This is a genomic window from Chitinophaga sp. HK235 (assembly GCF_018255755.1).
Taxonomy (GTDB): Bacteria; Bacteroidota; Bacteroidia; order Chitinophagales; family Chitinophagaceae; genus Chitinophaga.
Genome location: NZ_CP073766.1, coordinates 7625281 through 7644532, shown reverse-complemented (window position 1 = coordinate 7644532; position 19252 = coordinate 7625281). Strand labels below are relative to the sequence as shown.

18 protein-coding genes are annotated in these 19252 nt (G+C 48.3%); 9 read left to right on the top strand and 9 right to left on the bottom strand.

Going from position 1 to position 19252, the window contains the following annotated elements; all coding sequences use genetic code 11:
• Positions 1-37: 37 nt before the first annotated feature.
• A complete protein-coding gene (locus KD145_RS29475; protein ID WP_212003385.1) occupies positions 38-883 on the top strand; it encodes a hypothetical protein in 846 nt (281 codons plus the stop codon).
• Positions 884-886: 3 nt separating this feature from the next.
• Here the strand turns inward: KD145_RS29475 and KD145_RS29470 are convergent, their stop codons facing one another.
• Genes KD145_RS29470 through KD145_RS29455 form a run of 4 tightly spaced genes read right to left on the bottom strand, consistent with a single transcriptional unit; the run spans position 887 to position 6408 of the window.
• Positions 887-1990, bottom strand: coding sequence for an ATP-binding protein (locus KD145_RS29470; protein WP_212003384.1), 1104 nt, complete (start codon positions 1988-1990; stop codon positions 887-889).
• Entirely contained in the window at positions 1980-2567 is a 588-nt protein-coding gene (locus KD145_RS29465; protein WP_249219620.1) for a chemotaxis protein CheB, read from the bottom strand. The genes KD145_RS29470 and KD145_RS29465 overlap by 11 nt, the downstream gene beginning before the upstream one ends.
• A 4-nt stretch (positions 2568-2571) precedes the next feature.
• On the bottom strand, positions 2572-3393 hold the full coding sequence (locus KD145_RS29460; RefSeq protein ID WP_212003383.1) for a protein-glutamate O-methyltransferase CheR: 822 nt from the start codon (positions 3391-3393) through the stop codon (positions 2572-2574).
• Positions 3394-3417: 24 nt separating this feature from the next.
• Positions 3418-6408: a response regulator gene (locus KD145_RS29455; RefSeq protein ID WP_212003382.1), complete on the bottom strand. Its 2991-nt coding sequence runs from the start codon at positions 6406-6408 to the stop codon at positions 3418-3420.
• Between the two features lie 417 nt (positions 6409-6825).
• On the opposite strand from KD145_RS29455, the gene KD145_RS29450 reads away from it, so the two are divergent.
• The 5 genes from KD145_RS29450 (at position 6826) to KD145_RS29430 (ending at position 13859) form a co-directional block, all read left to right on the top strand.
• Entirely contained in the window at positions 6826-7440 is a 615-nt protein-coding gene (locus tag KD145_RS29450) for a TetR/AcrR family transcriptional regulator (RefSeq protein WP_212003381.1), read from the top strand.
• 192 nt (positions 7441-7632) lie between these two features.
• A complete protein-coding gene (locus KD145_RS29445) occupies positions 7633-9078 on the top strand; it encodes a TolC family protein (RefSeq protein WP_212003380.1) in 1446 nt (481 codons plus the stop codon).
• Positions 9079-9091: 13 nt separating this feature from the next.
• Positions 9092-10141 carry an efflux RND transporter periplasmic adaptor subunit gene (locus tag KD145_RS29440; protein ID WP_212003379.1) on the top strand — a complete coding sequence of 350 codons (1050 nt, stop codon included), beginning with the start codon at positions 9092-9094 and terminating at the stop codon, positions 10139-10141.
• Positions 10142-10152: 11 nt separating this feature from the next.
• Positions 10153-13266, top strand: a complete 3114-nt coding sequence (locus KD145_RS29435; protein ID WP_212003378.1) for an efflux RND transporter permease subunit — start codon at positions 10153-10155, stop codon at positions 13264-13266.
• Positions 13267-13349: 83 nt separating this feature from the next.
• The gene (locus KD145_RS29430; RefSeq protein WP_212003377.1) at positions 13350-13859 is read left to right on the top strand and encodes a hypothetical protein; all 510 of its coding nucleotides are present in this window, start codon (positions 13350-13352) and stop codon (positions 13857-13859) included.
• Positions 13860-13943: 84 nt separating this feature from the next.
• On the opposite strand, the gene KD145_RS29425 is transcribed toward KD145_RS29430, so the two are convergent.
• Positions 13944-14618, bottom strand: a complete 675-nt coding sequence (locus KD145_RS29425) for a hypothetical protein (RefSeq protein WP_212003376.1) — start codon at positions 14616-14618, stop codon at positions 13944-13946.
• 8 nt (positions 14619-14626) lie between these two features.
• Positions 14627-15496: an aldose 1-epimerase family protein gene (locus tag KD145_RS29420; protein ID WP_212003375.1), complete on the bottom strand. Its 870-nt coding sequence runs from the start codon at positions 15494-15496 to the stop codon at positions 14627-14629.
• Positions 15497-15587: 91 nt separating this feature from the next.
• On the opposite strand from KD145_RS29420, the gene KD145_RS29415 reads away from it, so the two are divergent.
• Together KD145_RS29415 and KD145_RS29410 are read left to right on the top strand one after the other, a co-directional pair.
• Positions 15588-16304: a 3-ketoacyl-ACP reductase gene (locus KD145_RS29415; protein WP_212003374.1), complete on the top strand. Its 717-nt coding sequence runs from the start codon at positions 15588-15590 to the stop codon at positions 16302-16304.
• Between the two features lie 55 nt (positions 16305-16359).
• Positions 16360-16572, top strand: coding sequence for a hypothetical protein (locus KD145_RS29410; protein ID WP_212003373.1), 213 nt, complete (start codon positions 16360-16362; stop codon positions 16570-16572).
• Here the strand turns inward: KD145_RS29410 and KD145_RS29405 are convergent.
• Genes KD145_RS29405 through KD145_RS29395 form a run of 3 tightly spaced genes read right to left on the bottom strand, consistent with a single transcriptional unit; the run spans position 16535 to position 18724 of the window.
• Positions 16535-17485: a hypothetical protein gene (locus KD145_RS29405; protein WP_212003372.1), complete on the bottom strand. Its 951-nt coding sequence runs from the start codon at positions 17483-17485 to the stop codon at positions 16535-16537. The two genes, KD145_RS29410 and KD145_RS29405, sit on opposite strands and share 38 nt — an antisense overlap.
• A gap of 3 nt (positions 17486-17488) precedes the next feature.
• Positions 17489-17845, bottom strand: a complete 357-nt coding sequence (locus KD145_RS29400) for a hypothetical protein (protein WP_212003371.1) — start codon at positions 17843-17845, stop codon at positions 17489-17491.
• A 60-nt stretch (positions 17846-17905) separates the two neighbouring features.
• Positions 17906-18724, bottom strand: coding sequence for an alpha/beta hydrolase (locus KD145_RS29395; protein ID WP_212003370.1), 819 nt, complete (start codon positions 18722-18724; stop codon positions 17906-17908).
• Positions 18725-18823: 99 nt separating this feature from the next.
• Between KD145_RS29395 and KD145_RS29390 the strand changes: the two genes are divergently transcribed.
• Positions 18824-19237, top strand: coding sequence for a hypothetical protein (locus KD145_RS29390; protein ID WP_249219619.1), 414 nt, complete (start codon positions 18824-18826; stop codon positions 19235-19237).
• The last annotated feature ends 15 nt before the right edge of the window (positions 19238-19252 follow it).

Here is a 19252-nt window from a genome sequence, read left to right as displayed (position 1 = left end):
CTGCAGTCATTTGTTTAACTTTATTAATCTACCTACCGTGAACAGTTGGGAAAGCAAAGCGTTGAATTTTATCAACCAGACCAGTCGCTGGGATAAGGAGAAACATATTTCTTCCTTTCTGGCTTTCAGTATCTCGCTGGTTAAAAATCTCCTGGAAGCAGACATCGCGCTGCAACTGGAGTTTGAAGATGAAAATACAGCTAAGGTAAAAAATGCCTCTCCTCATTTTCTGAATGAGATAGTGATCAGCCCGGAACCTGTCCGCAAGCTGTTGCATCGTCATGCTTTTAAAACCATTTACTGGCCAACCGTAGCGGCGATACCCGATCATCCGTTACACGAACTGTTGAGAGATCTTTCTTCTGCTATCATCATTCCTATTAATACAGAGCCACATAGCAGCCTGCTGATACTGGGCTGGACCACCCAACAGGTATTTGAAACCGCTTTTCAGGACTGTATAGAAACGATACGGCTGCGGCTGAAGGAGATACTGACACATACGCAGCAACAGCTGTATTTCCAGGGCATTGCCATGCGTTTTGCCGCGATATTGCATTGTTTGCCGCATGCAGTCATTTTTATCAACAACGATGGTTTTTCGGGATGGGTGAATCAGAAAGCAGCGGACATACTGGAGCTTTCGGGGCCAGGGGAACAGTTGCCGGCTATCCTCTCCGATGCCATGACACAGCTGCGCAACAGAGCTGTCAATACTGATGAGATTTACAATACCGCCATTGAACTTTTTGCTTCACCGGAGAATGCTATCAGCAACTGGGAATGGAAGCTGGAAGGAGCTGATCCCAGGACTTTCCGGGTATCCTGTCTGCCGGTCACATCCCAGCGGATCAACGGGCGGCTGTGGATCTTCGAAGAATAACTTTTATTTTCTACGCCACTGAAAATAAAAAGTGCTGCCTAAGCCGGGCTCAGATTCTACCCATACTTTACCACCCTGTTCTTCCACCAGCATCTTAAAGATATTGAGGCCGATACCGGTACCCTCTTCCTCCCTGTTATAATCCAATCGCTCAAAGAGGCGAAATACCCGGTCCGTATCTCTTTTTTCCATACCTGGCCCGTTATCTTTCACATAAAATTCGTAGAACTCCTCTTTTTCAGCAGCACCCACCGTGATCAGTCCCGTTGTTTTATCATTGTATTTGATCGCATTGGAGATCAGGTTCTGGAATACCTGCTGTAGTTTGAGCCGGTTGGCAGCCACTGTAGGCAAGGTGCCCCGGGTAATGATCTGTATATGGGCAGGCGGGAACAACAACCGGGTAACATCCGTTATGAGCAGCTGTACATCCACTGTTTCCTCCATACTTTCCGTATCACTCCGGCGGGCATAGTCCAGTATGGAAGTGATCATGGCAGAGAGGTGCCGGGCTGCACCCATAACGGTATCCATATAGTCTTTTAACTCCGGTGACGCCTGTACGTTTTCATCTTCACTCATAATGGAGAGCAGGCTGATAGCCCCGGCCAGCGGTGATTTCAGATCATGTGCCACGATGTACATAAAACGTTCCAGCTGTTTGTTGATTTTTTCTTTTTCAGCGATGAGCTGTTTCAGGTCCTGCTGGGAGAAATACAGTTTTTCGAATACGTTCACCTTAGCTCTGGTAACATTTACATTGAGTGGTTTGTAGAGATAATCCACTGCGCCGGCGGAGAAGCCCCGTATCACGTTTTGTTCTTCCTTGTTGATAGCCGTTACGAAGATGATGGAGATATCGCGGGTTTTAGGATTCAGCTGCAGGAGCCTGGCCACTTCAAAGCCATCCATTTCCGGCATTTGTACATCGAGCAGTATCAGGCCGATATGGTTGTTCTTCAGTACCATCTTCAGCGCTTCATTGCCGGATGTGGCCTGTAGAAAAACACGGTTATCTTCTTCCAGCATATGTTGCAGGGAAATCAGATTCTCCATTTTATCATCTACCAGGAGAATGGTAAAGCTATTTTGAGGTTCATCGGTCATGTTCCGGGCTCATTTTGAGTTCCTGTAAAAACTGGACCATTTCGGGTACTGTGAGGGGTTGTATGTCCGCGCAGCGGTCTATGGCTGCCTGGGGCATGGTATCGAAGAGGGCAGTACCGGGATGTTGTGCGATCCCGGTGCCTCCGGCAGAGACAATATGCTGAAGGCCGGCAGCACCGTCTTTGCTGGCTCCGCTCAACAGCATGCCCAGGGCTCTGGGGCCGTATGTTTCCGCCACGCTGTCGAAGCTGATATCAATGGACGGACGGCTGTAATGCAACGGCTCTGAATAGTCCAGCGAAAAGGTGTAGTCCTGTTCTATCAGCAGGTGGTAGTTCTGCGGAGCAAGATAAATCCTGTTAGGCAGCACCGGCTGTTTGTCTTCCGGTTCGATGATAGGTGTCTTGAAGGATAATAACCGGTCCAGGTCGCTTGGTACATTTTTGAGGCGGTGCAACACAATGATCATAGTGCATTCCAATGGGTGCGGAAGCTGCTCCAATAGTGCTGCCAGTACGGGCAGACTGCCGGCAGAACCACCAATGGCGATCATATCATATGGGGTTAAATGTTGCAATTGTTTATGATTTACGTCTGAAAATCTTGTGTAGTGCACTGACAGCTTCAAACCGGTTCTTTTCTTCGGAGAACATCATGGATTCCTTGAGGCCCATTGCCAGGTAGCCCAGCGGGGAAAGACTGTCATAAAACAACCGTAGCACATGGTCCTGTAGCTGACGGTTAAAATAAATAAAGACGTTCCTGCAACAGATCAGCTGAAACTCATTAAACACCTGGTCTGTGACAAGGTTGTGCTGGGAAAAAATAATGTTGCGACGCAGGTAAGGCCGTATCACCGCATAATCCTGGCCTGCCGTGTAGTAGCTTGAAAAATCTTCCGTTCCGCCTGTCTGTAAATAATTCTGCGTATAGTCTTTCATAAATTTCAGTGGGATCATGCCTTTGCTGGCCTTGTCCAGGTTGGCCGCATTCAGATCGGTAGCGTAAATGCGGCAGCGGTCCAGCAGGCCAGCCTCATGCAACAGAATGATCATGGAAAAAACTTCTTCGCCGGTAGCACATCCTGCATGCCATATTTTGATGATGGGCCAGGTGGCCAGCCGGGGTAACACCTGTTCACGCAGTACTTTGTAGAAAACGGGGTCACGAAACATTTCAGTGACGTTGACGGTAATAAACTGTGCCATCCGTAGAAAAAAATCCGGGTCCTGCTGCAGTCTTTCAGTCAGTTCAGTTACTTCTTCAATGCTGGAATGTCCCATAAAGCGCTGAAAGCGGCGTTTGAGGGAAGCCTGCGCATAATCCGTAAAGTCATAACCGTACTGCTTACGGATGATGCCAACGAGGGTATCCAGTTCATCTTTGGTAAGATCTTCCATCATAGGTATTTTAGGGTCAAGGTATAATCAGGATAACCATACATGCAGCAGGGACAATAGTTTGCTGCTATCAACCGGCTTAGCGATATAATCAGAAGCACCTGCTTCGATGCATTGTTGCCTGTCACCCGGCATCGCTTTAGCGGTAACGGCGATCACGGGCAACTGTATAAATCGTTTATCGCCTCTGATATGTTTCATTGCTTCGATCCCATCCATTTCGGGCATCATAATATCCATCAGTACAAGATCTATCTGTTGATGACCATCCAGCACAGACAGGGCTTCTTTTCCATCCGATGCGGTAAATACTTTCAGACCCTGTTCTTCCAGCAGTACGCTGATAGAAAAAATATTCCGCATATCATCATCAACCAACAGCACCCGTTTACCTTCCAGGATATTTTTTGCCGGATACAGTGGAGCTACAGGGGTTAACACGGGGTGTTCCATACGATATAACAAAAGCTCCAGTTCATCCATGAGGCGGTCTGCAGAGCAGGCAGATTTCCGGACGATGGCCGCCGCGTGTCTTTTCAGTTGTTGTTCTTCAGCAGGTGTAATGTCCCGGTCTATATATATTATAACAGGCGTATAGCCGCTTGTGTTCATTTTTGATAATTCTTCCAGGCGGGCCAGCTCTCGGGATAGTTCCGGACCGATGTCGAAGATGATGCCATCATACTTTTTACCGGATAATAATGACAGGGCTTCACTGATACCGACAGCGGCATCATACTGGGCTTCCAGCTGCCGTTCCACACTTTTAGCGGTGAGTTGCGGATCTCTGGTGAGCGGGCCGTGTGAGATGAGCAACACCTGTTTCAGGCGGGCCTGTATCTGTGTGGAGATAGAGGCAAACAACCGCTCCAGATCGTCTGAAATGGCTGGCTTCTTCGTATAACCATTTACGTTATCAATAATTACAGCAGGTACTTCTGCTGCAGATATCATATGTATAGGGATCCTCTTCAGTTCTTCGCTGCTGTGGAGGCCCTCCAGGATATCGCAGCCTTCTGTCGCCCGTAGGTCTATATCCAGGATAATCGCCACGGGCTGGTATTTGCGGGCATAAAAGAGGCCATCCTGCACATTATAGGCCACAATGGTCTTGAAACCTTTTCGCCGGGCAATATCCCGCACCAGGTCCGCAAAAAATATTTTCTCTTCTACAATCAGGATCAGCTGATCTCCTTTATAAAGGTGATGACGGTCATCTTTTTGCCGGACAGGAAATTGTATTGTTGCATCGTGAAAAACAGGCTGTGCCATGGAGGGGCCTTCGGTTGCAGGTTCTTTCCGGAGACGCAGCGGGCCGGCAGTCAGCGGCAGCAATACCGTAAAGACACTGCCTCTGGGGCTACTGTTATCCAGATGGATTTCGCCTTTCAGTAGCAGCATCAGTTCACGGCTGATAGACAGCCCTAATCCGGTACCTCCATATTGGCGCGTGGTAGCGCCATCTCCCTGATGGAAAGCTTCAAAAATCAATTGTTGTTTTTCTGCGGGGATACCTGGTCCGGTATCCGCAACGCTGATACAGAGCGCATTCTCAGGACGCCGGTACCACAACACGCGGATGCTACCTCCATTGGGTGTAAATTTAAATGCATTGGCCAGAAGATTACGGATCACCTGTTCCAGACGTAATCTATCTGTGAAGATAATACCTGGTGCACCAGCAGCTACTTCAGTGGTGTATTCTATTTGTTTCTCCTGGGCTACCACGCCAAACAGGCTATCCAGGTCATCAATGATATCGGCGATGCGTACCGGCTCCATGGCCAGCTCCACCTTACCGGCTTCGATTTTGGAAAGGTCGAGAATATCATTAATAAGGCGCAACAAGTCAGAGCCTGATTTATGCATAATGGTAGCATATTCTACCTGACGCGGGAACAGATTACACTCTTTGTTTTCTTCCAGCATCTTGGCCAGGATCAGGATACTGTTGAGTGGTGTACGCAACTCATGCGACATGTTAGCCAGGAACTCCGATTTATAACGGCTGTTGGCCTCCAGCTCTGCAGCCTTCAGGAAGAGGGCCTGCCGGGCTGTTTCCAGCTCTGTATTTTTCATGGTCATTTCTGCATTGACCTGACGCAGTTCTTCTTCCTGCACCCGCAGTTCTTCTTCGGAGGCCTGTAATATTTCAGATTGCCGGTGAAGCTCTTCGTTGGACTGGCGCAGCTCTTCCTGCTGACAATAAAGCGCTTCCTTCTGTTCCTGCACCTGTTGCAGCAACACCATGGCTTTTTCTCTTTCACTGGCCGCATGCAGGGCTACAGCAATATCTTTGGAGAGCAGCTCCAGCAACTGCAGCTGCAGGGGTGTCACCTTTTTAAATGCAACCAGTTCTATCACACCCATCAGTTCATCTCCCATATACAAGGGAACAAAAACCAGTGTACGGGGTGGGAGGTTGCCCGTAGCAGAAGCCAGATGCCAGTAATCAGATGGCAGGTCGGTGATGACCTGTATTTCCTTTTGCGCTGCCGCATGTCCAAGCAGTCCTTCACCTACAACAAAAGATACCGGCGCATCACCAGGGAGATTAACGTTGCTGCACAAGCGTAATTTCTCTTCTTCATAATAATAAAGGGCAGCAGCGGTAAAACCTGCCTGCGCCGTCAGTGAGAGCAGACATTTATGTCCGAGGCTTTCGGGTTTATGAATGCCCAGAAGACTTTCCTTCATATCATTGAGGCCACCCAGCAACCAGTTCCTGTCGTTGGCTATACGATTTAACCGCACTACTTCCTCCAGCTTGGTGTTAAGTTTTTTCCTCACATACTGACCGTAATAAAATTCTTTATAAATAAAATACATCAGCACCAGGCCTATTATCAGAATAATGGTGGTGTTCAGCAACAGGATGGCATTGGTGGCACCACCTCCCCTTCCGGAAGTCCACCAGGAGAGGAAGCCACCCATGACAACCAGTACGATGACAGCTGTTAAGCCGAGGTATAATCTGTTAGCCGGAGAAATTTTCATATATGCATAACAATCCGTCATTGTGTTCGGTTGCAACCATTGATTGTTTTTTGACACGCTGTAAAACGACACATTCAAACAAAGTGCAGATTACTTTGTTAGTGCAGATGGATACTTTTGAACCAGGAACAATTACGTATATCCATTATCGTTACAACCGGATTTAAAGGAAATTGAATTTTTACAGACGGAAAGATGTCATAACGCCAGGTAAGACGCTAAGGAAAGACTGTACACATATTTACTAATCCCAATGTTAAACCTCGTATGTATACCACAATTGTCCCCCAGGCATTACTGCATCCCATATGCAGCCAAACCCATCCGCCGTATTGGACGGCACTTTTACGCAAGTTTGAATGGGAACTTTTAAAAAGTTTCCGGCCAAATTTGGAAAATAAACAGCGTTCAGTATATTTGCATCGTAAACAATTTAACATGGGCATAGCAGAAAGAAAAGAGCGTGAGCGAGCGGACATGCGCAGACGAATTGTGGATGCAGCGATGGCAATGTTTGTGGAAGTGGGTTATGAAAAGGTTTCTATCCGGAACATAGCAGACAGAATAGAATACAGCCCTGCCACTATTTATCTGTATTACAAAGACAAGGATGAGTTGTTGTATGATGTGCAGAAAGAAGCATTTACTGAGCTGGCAGCCCATTTTGCACACAATCTGACAGCGGCCGACCCGATAGAGCGGTTGGTACAGCTGGCCTGGGCTTATATTGGCTTCTATCGCGCCAATCCGGAGTTGTATGACCTGATGTTTATTATCAAAGCGCCGATGAATGCCGAAGGCGAACAGGAAAAATGGAAGAACGGAGATTCTGCTTATGATGCTTTATATCATCTGGTAGCGGAATGTATAGAGAAAAAACGTCTCCGTTTTGCAGATCCAACGACCGCCGCCTTGTCTATATGGGCCTTTGCCCACGGGCTGATCAGTCTGGACCTGCGTTCAAGGCTGAAAGTATGCAAGCTTCCGGAAAAAGCACTCAACATCAGTATCGACGATGCTATCCGGGCTTATCTTGAAGTAATCAAATGTTAGGTGCGTGAAAACGCTTTTGTGAAGAATGGGACTGGTACCTGACCAGCAAAATATTAATGGCAGTCACTGCCGTCTAAGAAAGGCCATGGGCCTTTTTTCAGCGACACCATTAAACACTGTTTAGTATATAAACACCGACTACCAAAGCCTTTCAGGCTTTTATTTTTTCGAGATAAATAAACACTGTTCATTATGTTGACATTCATCACAAAAGGATCATTGTTAACGAGCTTGCTGGCAGCGGGTTTGAGCGTATCGGGCATCCATCGCCCGGCGGCATCGCTCCTGTCCGTCACCGATATACTGCGGCAAGACACGCTACAAACGGACGCTCTGGCTTCTCCACAAAACACTATACTGGACCAGTATATACAACAAGCCTTCACCAACAACAAAGGACTGAAAGACCAGCACTTCCAGCTGGAGAAAGCGATGGCAGCCCTGCAGGAAGCCAGAAGCCTCTTTGGCCCCAACGTCACCTTCCTGGGCAGCTACACCAAAGCCGCCGGCGGCCGCACCATCGATATTCCCATTGGTGACATGCTGAACCCTGTATATAGCAGCCTTAACCAGTTGACCAACAGTCACCAGTTTCCACAGGTGGAAAACGCATCCGTATTGTTAAGTCCCGATAACTTTTACGACGCCAAATTCAGGACCAGTCTGCCATTGATCAATGCTGAGATCTATTATAACCAGAAAATCAAAAGAGAACAGCTGACCAGACAACAGGCTTCACTCAATGTTTACAAGAGACAGCTGGTACAGGATATCAAAACGGCTTACTACCAATACTACCAGGCCACGCAGGCAGTAGCCATCTACAACAACGCCCTCGCCCTGATCCAGGAAAACATCCGCATCAACGAAAGCATGGTACGCAACGGTATCCGCAACAACACAGCCCTTTACCGCTCTCAGACTGAAAAAGAGAAAACCGACGCTTCTATCAGCAAAGCTGTCAATGAGCAACAAAATGCGAAAGCCTATTTCAACTTCCTGTTGAACCGTGGTCTGGAAGAAAACATCACACTGGACAGCAGCCTGCTCAGCGGCATCCGTGACATCCCTTCCGGCGGCATTCAGGGACGGGAAGAACTACTGGAATATAAAAGTGCTGCTACCACCTACCGACTGAACGAAAAACTGCAGCAATCCTATCTCATCCCAAAACTCAGCACCTTCCTCGATCTTGGCTCACAAGCCACCGGCATGCGTTTAGACGATAAGTCGCGCTACTATCTCTTTGGTGTTAATCTCGAATGGACGCTCTTCGGCTCACATAAATACAAGTATCGTATCAAACAGGCCGGTCTTGATATACAAGCTATCAACAATGCGACAGACAGAGCCACCGAGTCCATGCAGCTGCAATCTTACCAGGCGACCAACAATTACCATACAGCGCTGCGCAACTTCGTTACGGCGCAAAGCCAACTTTCCTTTGCACAACGTTATTACCGCGACCAGCTGAAGGTTTACAAGGAAGGACAATTACTCTACATAGAATTGCTCGACGCACAGAACCAGCTTACGCAGGCACAACTGCAGATGGCCGTTACACAGGCAGCCGTACAAACCGCCTACGCCGCCATGGAACGTGCACAGGCATCTTACAATATCGACTCTGTTCAATAATAAAAACACTCCCATGAAAAATAGTATTCTCTTGCTCCCGCTCTCCCTGCTGTTGTTTTCCTGCGGCAGTAAAAAACCTGTCGCCACCACCACTGACACCACCGATGTAATACCGGTGAAAGTGATATCACTGGAGAAACAGGGTAGCGCCTTATCCATCCATGCTTCCGGACAGTTTACCACAGATGACGAAGTAAACCTGTCTTTCAAAACCAATGGTATCATCAATACCATACAGGTTAAAGAAGGAGACGCTGTACACAGCGGCCAGGTGTTGGCCACACTCAACCTCACCGAAATAGACGCACAGGTACAACAATCACAGCTTGCACTCGAAAAAGCCCAGCGGGATTATCAGCGTATGCTTAATCTTCACAACGACAGTGTAGCTACGCTGGAGCAGCTGCAAAACAGCAAAACCGCCCTGGACCTGGCCCGTCAGCAGCTCAATACGGTACAGTTTAACCGGAGCTATTCCACCATCCGTGCCACCAAAGACGGGTATGTACTGCGTAAACTCGCCAACCCCGGCCAGTTTGTTAACGCCGGTACGTCCGTCCTGCAAATAAACGGTGCCCGCAACGCTCACTGGATACTTCGTATAGGCGTTACCGATAAGGAATGGGCCCAGGTAAAAACGGGCGACAAAGCTACTGTTGAAACCCCTTCCCTACCCGGCGAAACATTCCCGGGAACGGTTACACGTAAATCAGAAGGCATAGATGCCGCCAGCGGCACCTTCGTGATAGACGTACAGCTCAGTGGCAGCAAGCCCGCCGCCATTGCCACCGGTATGTTTGGCAGATGCTATATCAGCACCGGCGGTACAGGCGGTGGTACTGCCTGGAGTATACCTTATGCCGCCCTGCTCGATGGCAACGGCAGCAACGGCTATGTGTTTGTCACCAACGACAATAAAACTGCCCGGCGCATACCCGTAACCATCGCCGGCATGGAAAAAGACCAGGTGCTTATCAGCCATGGCATGGAACAGGCCAGATCCCTGATCATTTCAGGCAGCGCCTATCTCAAAGACCAGTCATCTATCCGCATCATCCAATAACAACTACCATCATGAAAATATCCGGTTATGCCGTTAAGAACTATCAGTTCACCCTCGTGATCTTCTTAATGATCATTGTGCTCGGCATCACAACCATCCTCAATATGCCCCGCTCCGAAGACCCGGAAATGAAAGCGCCGCAGTTTACCGTGGTGGTCATCTATCCCGGCACCAGCCCTAAAGACATGGAAGACCTGGTGGTGAACCCGCTGGAGAAAGATATCTATGCCCTGGCCGATATTAAAAGGCTGCGTACCGCTATCAGCGATGGAGTGGCTGTTATGCGGGTAGAGTATAAATACAGTTCCAACGTAGACCAGAAATATCAGGAGCTGGTGAGAGAAGTCAACAACAAAAAAGCATCCCTGCCCACTGATATTTACAGCATAGAGGTAAGAAAGCTGGAACCTTCGGATGTGAATGTGCTACAGGTGGCCCTTATTTCAGAAAACGCTTCCCGCGACAAACTACGTTATTATGCAGAAAAGCTGCAGGAAGACCTCGAGAAAATATCCAGCCTTAAAAATGTGAAGATACACGGCCTGCCTGATCAGCAGGTGCGGGTGGAACTGGAGCTAGACAAAATGGCGCAGCTGCATCTTCCTTCCAGCACCGTGTTGGCAGCTATCCAGGGCGAAATGGCCAACATTCCCGGAGGCAGCATCGATGCAGGAGAAAAAAGCTTCAACATAAAAACCAGCGGTAACTACAAAAACATTGATGAGATCAGCAATACGATTGTTACGGCTGCCAACGGAAAAAACATCTTCCTGAAAGACATTGCCAAGGTGTACTATGGGTTTGAAGATGAAAAGTACTTTACCCGATTAAACGGGCATCGTAGTATTACTGTATCTGCCGCCCAGAAATCAGGAGAGAACATCAGTAAAACACAACAACTGTACAAACCCGTTATAGAGCGGTTTAAACAAACACTGCCTGCCAATATAGACATGGTACATTACTTTGATCAGGCTGAAGCGGTAAACCATCGCTTAAGTGGCCTGGGCAAAGACTTTATCATTGCCATTCTGCTGGTAGCATTTACGCTGTTGCCATTGGGCCAGCGCCCGGCCCTGATCGTGATGATTTCGATACCCTTGTCTCTCTCCATTGGCATTGTGTTGTTGCAGCTGTTTGGCTACAACCTCAACCAGCTCAGCATAGTAGGTTTGGTAGTAGCATTGGGGTTGCTGGTAGATGACAGCATTGTGGTCATAGAAAACATAGAACGGTGGATGCTGGAAGGACATACCCGCATGGAAGCCACGCTGAAGGCCACCGGCCAGATAGGCATGGCTGTGGTAGGATGTACCGCCACGCTGATCATTGCCTTTATGCCGCTGGTGTTTCTGCCGGAAGGCAGCGGTGATTTTATCCGCAGTATGCCGCTGGCTGTAATTTTCAGCGTACTGGCCTCTATGATTGTATCATTGACAATTATTCCTTTCCTGGCCAGTCGTTTATTGAAAGAACACAGTGGTCATCCGGAAGGTAATATTTTTATGCGGCTGCTTAAAAAGCTTATCCATGGCAGTTATGCCCGGTTACTGGACAAAGCCCTGCACCGGCCTGTTCTCACCATGATAGTATCGCTGCTGTTGTTTGGTGGTTCTATTGTATTGATGAAAGCTGTTGGCTTCGGTCTCTTCCCTGCATCCGAAAAACCGCAGTTCCTGATCAACGTACTGGCCCCGCCACAGTCCAACCTCGCCTATACCAATCATATTGTGGAGCAACTGGAAAAAGAGCTGCGGCAGGAAAAAAACATCCGTTACATCGCCAGCAACATCGGCAAAGGCAATCCCCGTATCTATTACAACGAAGCACAGGAAAATGAACACAGCGACTACGCTCAGCTGTTCATCCAGCTGGACGAGCATACCAGCCCTGCAGACAAAATAGCCCTTATAGAAAAACTCCGCCATAAATGGACACCTTATCCGGGCGCTAAAGTGGAAGTAAAGAATTTTGAGCAGGGCCCTCCGGTAACCGCTCCTGTAGAAGTACGGCTGTTTGGCGATAACCTCGACGGCCTGCGTATCCTGGCTGGTCAGGTAGAAAAAATGCTGGCAAAGACACCCGGCACTATCTACATCAATAATCCTGTCAGTACCCTGAAATCAGATGTACGCGTAAACATTGACAGGGAGAAAGCGCAGCAGCTGGGAATTCCTACGGTGGGCATCGACAGGGCTGTTCGTTTAGCCATTGCCGGTATCAACCTGGGTAAATACAATGACGAAAACGACAGTGATTACGACATCCTGGTAACCAAACACAAAGACGGCAAACCCACGCTGGACGTATTCCGCGACCTGTATGTCAACAATATGGCCGGTACCGCTGTGCCTTTGTCACAGGTAGCGACCATTCAACTGGAAACTTCTCCGCTGAGCATCAATCATCAGGAAAAAAACAGGTTAGTCACCATCGGGGCTTTTGTGAAAAAAGGTTTTCTGCCGGATCGGGTTATCAATGATGTGATCCAACAGATGGACCAGCTGAAGTTACCTGCTGGCTATACTTATGAGATGGGTGGTGAAGTAGAGAGCCGGAAAAATTCCTTCGGTGGTTTTATGAGCATCATCATTGTAACGATTTTTCTGTTCATTGCTGTACTGATACTGGAATTTAAAACCTTTAAAAGTACGCTGATCGTGCTGTCTGTAATACCGCTGGGTATCGTAGGTGCGGCTGTTGCCTTATGGCTTACCGGCAACTCCCTTTCTTTTATCGCCATTGTGGGACTGATAGCGTTGGCCGGTATTGAAGTAAAGAACACCATCTTGCTGGTGGATTTTACCAATCAGCTGCGGATGCAGGGCAAATCACTGGAAGCGGCTATACGGGAAGCCGGCGAGATACGCTTCCTTCCGATCGTACTGACATCGCTGACGGCTATAGGAGGATTGATACCCATCGCTATCTCCACCAACCCAATGATTGCCCCGCTGGCTATTGTACTGATTGGTGGCCTTATCAGCTCCACCCTGCTGTCGAGGATCGTAACACCGGTAGTGTATAAACTGATGCCGCCGAAGATTACGCCCGAACATGCCGTAACACCTTCCGCCAATGGCCGGGGAGACAAACAACTGGTGCTGCAGGAATCGGAGGCTTAATTGGTGGCTTGCAATTCGTAATTCTTCCTTATTTTTGGACCTGTTACGAATACTACCACCATTTCCTTTGAAAATTTGTTCTTATGAAAAGAAACATCCTGGCCTTTATGGCAGTCATGCTGACGTTATGTATGGGTGCACAAACTTCGCAGGCACAGTTAAAAAGATTCAGTATTGGTCCTTATGCTGAAGTAGGTTTCCCCACCGGTGATTTCAGCACTACTCACAACACCGGATTTGGTGTTGGTTTGGGGGCAGATGTTAAGCTGATTGCCGGCCTCACCGCCGTAGGCTCTGTAGGGTTTGATTACTTTAAGGGCAAGACCCTCGACAACGGCAATATTAAAATTGCTTCTGCCAAAGTGATACCGGTAAGACTGGGTCTGCGTTATCAACTGGTGTCTATCCTGTATGTGAAAGTAGAAGGCGGTACCGCCCACTTTACCGGTGATTACAACAATGGTACCGGTGCGCTGGTAGCTCCTGGTCTGGGTATCCGTTTACTGGGCCTGGATGTAGAAGGAAAATATGAAGCTTGGTTTAAAGACGGCACCCACGGGTTCTTTGGTCTGAAAGCAGGATATAATTTTTAATTTAGTTATTTAGTTATTTTCTTATTTAGGGATTTGATGATTGAATGAAGGCTTAAATCCCTAAATAAGAAAATAACTAAATCTCTAAATAAACTTCGGTGTGAAACCACCCTGTGTACATCCCGGCACAGGAACGATATTATCTCCGCTCTGATCTACATTCGGCAGCTTCATGATATTGGGATGCCATGATTTTTTAAATGCCGGGTCCACTGCTGCCAGCTCTACCAACACATGATAGCCACCTCTTGTTTCCATGACCGTCAGGCAGGAAGGATTCAGGTATTCCCTGATTTGCTCCAGGATGGCCGGATCTTTGGCATCCACATCAATATCGATATAGTATTTGTTGCTGCATGACTGCTGAATAGCGCTCATTACTTCCTGATGTGGATTTTTCACGCGTGCCTCTGCCTGGATGTTCTGGGCGAATGTCACCAGCGAAGTGTAGGTAGCCTTCCACAGGTCGCGGGGATTAATGCTGATATACAGGGCCAGCGCTTCCTGCGGGATGATGATACCACCTTGTGTATAGGCCCCGACAGCACATTCCAGCTGCTTTATTTTTTCCAGCATATTTTCTTTTTTGCTGGTGAAACGTTTCAGCTGTTGTTTATCGGCTTTAAGGCCGTGATCTCCTTCCAGATATTTGGTACGGGACAGCAGGCATAGGTAATACTGCTCGTGCTCATTACAAGCCGGCAGCCAGTCGATGAACGCTTTCAGGGCTTGTTCATCGGTGATGATTTTATAATTCATGACATAGATTAAAAAAACGAGGCGGTCCAGGTGCGTTCAAATTTTTCTCCCGGCGCTAATTTGTTGATGCCTTCTTTTTCACTTAGTTCACCGGTGGCAGCCACATTGTCGGCGATGCCACACCAGGGTTCAATACATACAAAGTCCGCGTTTTTGGCGGCCCATATGCCCATATAAGGGAAACCATCAAATGATACCGTGAGGCCATGTGGTGTTTTATGGCTGCGGATACTGATGGCATCGGAAGTCAGGTTTTTGAATACCAGCGCATCTTCCAGGAACAACGACTTCTTTAAAGGCAGTTCCTGTGTTTGTTGTAATAACGGTACCGGTGTCAGCTCTATCTGCCCTCCCGGAGACAGCGGATAGCGGCCAGCCGTTTCTGTTTTATTGAATTCCAGGTAATAATCTTCGTAGCCGGAACCCTCCACCAGCGGGACCCTGAAAGCCGGATGCCCGCCTACAGAAAAGAACAATTCCTTACTGTCTGTATTTTCCACCAGATAACTCACCTGCAGCCTGTCACCTTCCAGCACATAACGTACCCGAAAAACAAACCGGAACGGATATACGGATAAAGTAGCGTCGCTGTCTTTCAGCAGGAAGGTAACCTGTGTACCGGTATGCTCTTCTACCGTAAAAACCTGTTCTCTGGCAAAACCGTGTCTTCCCAGCGTGTATGCGTGACCATTATAGGTGTAGGTATTATTTTTCAGTCCGCCTACAATCGGGAACAGCACGGGGCTTTTTTTACCCCATATGGCAGGATCTCCGCTCCACAGGTATTCCAGCCCGGAATCGTTACGGACAATATGTTGCAGTTCTGCACCAGCCTCAGCCAGTTGAATCGTCAGCAATTCGTTGGAAATAGTTATCATACGTGTATGGCCTTAAAAAAACGAAGATAAACAAAAATTAACGCCTGTTACGGGTGACAGGGGTTATCTTTGCGGGCTAAAAGCAGTAAATATGGAATCATTACAAGGAAAAAAGGTGCTGATCACAGGCGGTGGTAAAGGAATAGGACGTGCTGTAGCCGTGGCCCTCGCACAGGAAGGGGCAGATATTGCTTTAATAGGCCGCAGTGAAGCACCGTTGAAAGAAGTGGTAGAAGCTGTTAGCGGGCTGGGTGTTAAAGCCACCTATGCTATTGCCGACGTGGGCTCCATGGAAGCCGTAAACGCAGCCGTAGCCACTCTTACCCAGGAGCTGGGCAGCATCGACATTCTGATCAACAATGCAGGTATCGCCGCATTCGGCGGATTTATGGACCTCACTCCCGCACAATGGGAAGACATTATCCGTGTAAACCTGCTCGGCGTATACTATGTAACCCGTGCTATATTACCAGACATGATAGCCCGTCAAACCGGCGACATCATCAACATAGCTTCTACAGCCGGCCAGCGTGGCGCCCCGCTCACCAGCGCCTACAGCGCCTCTAAGTTTGGCCTGCTGGGCCTCACCGAATCACTGATGCTTGAAGTAAGAAAACATAATATACGCGTCAGCGCCCTCACCCCCAGCACCATCGCCACCGATATGGCCAAAGCACTCAACCTCACCGATGGCAACCCGGAGAGAGTATTGCAGCCTGAAGACCTCGCGGAGTTCATCGTTGCGCAGCTTAAAATGAACAGAAGAGTGCTGCTGAAATCAGCGGGGTTATGGTCCACCAACCCATAACGGTGATGAATGCTGATACTCCTGATTTTCCTGATGAGCCGGAACCATGATGGATATGATACCACTGATGCTCCTGATGAGCGGAGATGTGAGCGAAGATGAAGGAAGTAGTGATGTATCAGATGATGATAAAAGCGAAGAAGCCATTGAAATTATATTCAATGGCTTCTTCGCTTTTTATTTTCGCTTATGTCTTCGCCCATCAGGAAAATCAGGAGTATCAGCATTAATCACAGTTTCAGGCGTTCTCTTGACAACGCAAACTTAACACCAAATACGGCGAGGATGTTATCCTTTTTATCGAAGTTTTTGCCAAAGGCAGCTACGGCGTAGAAGCTGTCGCTGATCATGAAGTTGGCGATAAAGGCCAGGCGGTCATAGTTGATGGCGTTCTTCAGATCGTGACGGTTGACATATTCGGCAGATAGGTCGAAGCGACCTTTCTGGTAGTTGACGGACATCCCATAATCGAGCAGGTTACTGTCGGCGGGTGTGTTGCTCCAGGTATAGCGGCCCAGGGCGACGAAGTCGAGCGGGAAGTTGCCGGGAGCCCAGCGTACGTTGGTCCAGATACCGGAGCGGGATGTCGACAGGTTTTTGAATCTGTTATTAGGCGCATCGCCGGCCAGGGCACCTGCCAGTTCTACGATCACGACGCCCTGATTGCGCTGCACATCAAACATGGCCCGCAGTTCAGCATTTTTCTGCGCGATGGCTACGGTGTCGAGCTTATCAGGATCTGTAGCCAACAGGTCCTCTATTTCCTTTTTCTTCTTCATCATGGCATCCCGGTTTTTACGGTAGAAAAAGCGGAATACCTGTGTCCGGAAGCCGGCAGACAGACTGGTGGAGGTGTCTGTTTTGAAGGTGGCTGCGGAGACATTAAACGTCTGCAGAATGGGGAAACGGTTATTGAGGTAACGTTCGAAGGTCAGACCGGGCTTGTTGGTAAGCCAGTATGGTGTGACCTCTACCGCGCCACCCTGCCACAGGTTCAGCAGGCTGATACCAAATGCTTTGGGGTTGACGGGTTTGTCGATGGCTGCCGGCGCCTTGTCTGCCAGGATCAATCCGGGTGCCGTAGGCATGGTCATATCGGATATCTTCAGGGAGTCTTTCAACTGGGCATAGCCGGGACTGGTTGCTGCCAGGAGCAACGTCCATAGGAGTAACTTTTTCATGGTCTATTTAAAATTAAAGTCCAGCAAAAAGGACATGATGTCTCCATCTGTTATTACTTCATCCTGGTAGAGGACCACGGAAGGGGTACATCCACTGAAGGAGTAGGTAACAACGATGCCATTGGTAAGGCTGTTGGTATCCAGTACGTTGGTAATCACATGCAGGACTTTGCCCTTCAGTTGATCTGCCTTTCCCAGCTGGAGGTTACGGATTTCACCTTTTGCAAGGGGGTTATCATCATTGTCAAGGCGTATAACGCTGGCGCCTATCTGAGCGTTTCCGATGCTGATGTTAAGGACTACGTCCGATCCCGGGCTAACGGTAAGATCGGCACTCTCCTTTCGTTTTCTAATGGCCATAGGATGTATTGTTTTATACGAATGTAGCAACTCACTACGCAAGGTATATAGTATGCACTGTCAGCGTACCGCACTGAGCCAGCCGGCAATAAAATTCAGCACTTCCTTACGGTTAAATTCGTTGTGCAGTTCATGATAGTCGCCGGGCCATTCCCGGTAAGTCAGCATCGAAGCAGGGGCTTTGTCGGCAAAGAGGCGGGAGCCTTCCACCGCCGTGAAGGCATCATCGACACCATGGATAAGCAGGGAGCGGGTTTTCAGGGTATCAGCATGTTCCAGGCACCACAGGCCATTCTGAATCATATCATTCGCCAGCCGTATACTTATTTTATCATGGCGAAGGGGGTTATGACGGAACTTTTCCACTTCTTCTAAATCATGGGAAATTTTGGTGATATCCAGGCCCTGGTTGAGTCGGATATTAGGCACCACGCGGTTCAGCATCTTCAGCAGGCCACGGAGCAAGGCACCCGGGCGTTTGGCCACAATCAGTGCCGGAGCGGAGATAACAGCAGCCAGGATATCGGGGGATCTTCTGAGCAGGAAACCGGTCAGCACGCCACCACCCATACTATGGCCATACATCACCACCGGTTTATGGTACAGTTCCTTTATATGCGCCAGGAAAGCGGCTTCATAGTCGAGTATATATTCAAACCCGGGCGTAGCGCCTCTTTTGCCATCACTTTTACCATGCCCGTAATGATCGAGCCCTACCACCGCATATCCTTCCTGATTGAAGAACCGCGCCACCGGCGCATAACGGCTGATATCTTCCCCAATACCATGAATAATGATCATCACACGGCTGAACTCTTCCGGAATCCAGTTGATCCCGTGAAAACGAGTATGGCGGAATGACCAGTAAAATGCGTTCATGCCAGCGAATATAAACATTATTCCCACGCAAATTTTCCAGCCACTGTGAAGGTGTTTTTATATTTTTGCAAACTTATCAACTTTAATCTCTAGCACAGTATGATCAAAGAGGCCAAATCTGCGCCGGTATACACTATTCCTTTAAGTTACCGGAAAATGGAAAACCTGCATATTGTTTTCTGGCTGTTGAAAGACATCAGCTGGTGCATGATCTGGAAACCACTGGGTATAGCCATGATCTTCCCCACCCTTATCATCTCTCTGGTAATAGCCTGGCGTACCAGACAGTTTATGTCGGAGCTGTGCCATAATGTGGCCATCTCCTTATGGATCTCTGCCAACTCTTACTGGATGATCAGCGAGTTTTTCCATTTTGATGCGCAGGTGATAACAGGTCCCGTCACCTTTAAACACCTGGCCCTGATTCCTTTTGTATCCGGTCTGCTCATACTGGCTTTCTATTATTTATACTATCTACCCAGAAATAAAGAATCCGAAGAGATCATAAACTAAAAAAGAGGCCTGAGC

Excerpts from the sequence above, each read along its gene's own strand:
- KD145_RS29400 (WP_212003371.1), bottom strand. The coding sequence starts at position 17,845 with ATGGCCATTAGAAAACGAAAGGAGAGTGCCGATCTTACCGTTAGCCCG.
- KD145_RS29445 (WP_212003380.1), top strand. The coding sequence starts at position 7,633 with ATGTTGACATTCATCACAAAAGGATCATTGTTAACGAGCTTGCTGGCA.
- KD145_RS29410 (WP_212003373.1), top strand. The coding sequence starts at position 16,360 with ATGATACCACTGATGCTCCTGATGAGCGGAGATGTGAGCGAAGATGAA.
- KD145_RS29430 (WP_212003377.1), top strand. The coding sequence starts at position 13,350 with ATGAAAAGAAACATCCTGGCCTTTATGGCAGTCATGCTGACGTTATGT.
- KD145_RS29470 (WP_212003384.1), bottom strand. The coding sequence starts at position 1,990 with ATGACCGATGAACCTCAAAATAGCTTTACCATTCTCCTGGTAGATGAT.
- KD145_RS29405 (WP_212003372.1), bottom strand. The coding sequence starts at position 17,485 with ATGAAAAAGTTACTCCTATGGACGTTGCTCCTGGCAGCAACCAGTCCC.
- KD145_RS29395 (WP_212003370.1), bottom strand. The coding sequence starts at position 18,724 with ATGAACGCATTTTACTGGTCATTCCGCCATACTCGTTTTCACGGGATC.
- KD145_RS29460 (WP_212003383.1), bottom strand. The coding sequence starts at position 3,393 with ATGATGGAAGATCTTACCAAAGATGAACTGGATACCCTCGTTGGCATC.
- KD145_RS29450 (WP_212003381.1), top strand. The coding sequence starts at position 6,826 with ATGGGCATAGCAGAAAGAAAAGAGCGTGAGCGAGCGGACATGCGCAGA.
- KD145_RS29425 (WP_212003376.1), bottom strand. The coding sequence starts at position 14,618 with ATGAATTATAAAATCATCACCGATGAACAAGCCCTGAAAGCGTTCATC.
- KD145_RS29390 (WP_249219619.1), top strand. The coding sequence starts at position 18,824 with ATGATCAAAGAGGCCAAATCTGCGCCGGTATACACTATTCCTTTAAGT.
- KD145_RS29455 (WP_212003382.1), bottom strand. The coding sequence starts at position 6,408 with ATGACGGATTGTTATGCATATATGAAAATTTCTCCGGCTAACAGATTA.
- KD145_RS29440 (WP_212003379.1), top strand. The coding sequence starts at position 9,092 with ATGAAAAATAGTATTCTCTTGCTCCCGCTCTCCCTGCTGTTGTTTTCC.
- KD145_RS29435 (WP_212003378.1), top strand. The coding sequence starts at position 10,153 with ATGAAAATATCCGGTTATGCCGTTAAGAACTATCAGTTCACCCTCGTG.
- KD145_RS29415 (WP_212003374.1), top strand. The coding sequence starts at position 15,588 with ATGGAATCATTACAAGGAAAAAAGGTGCTGATCACAGGCGGTGGTAAA.
- KD145_RS29420 (WP_212003375.1), bottom strand. The coding sequence starts at position 15,496 with ATGATAACTATTTCCAACGAATTGCTGACGATTCAACTGGCTGAGGCT.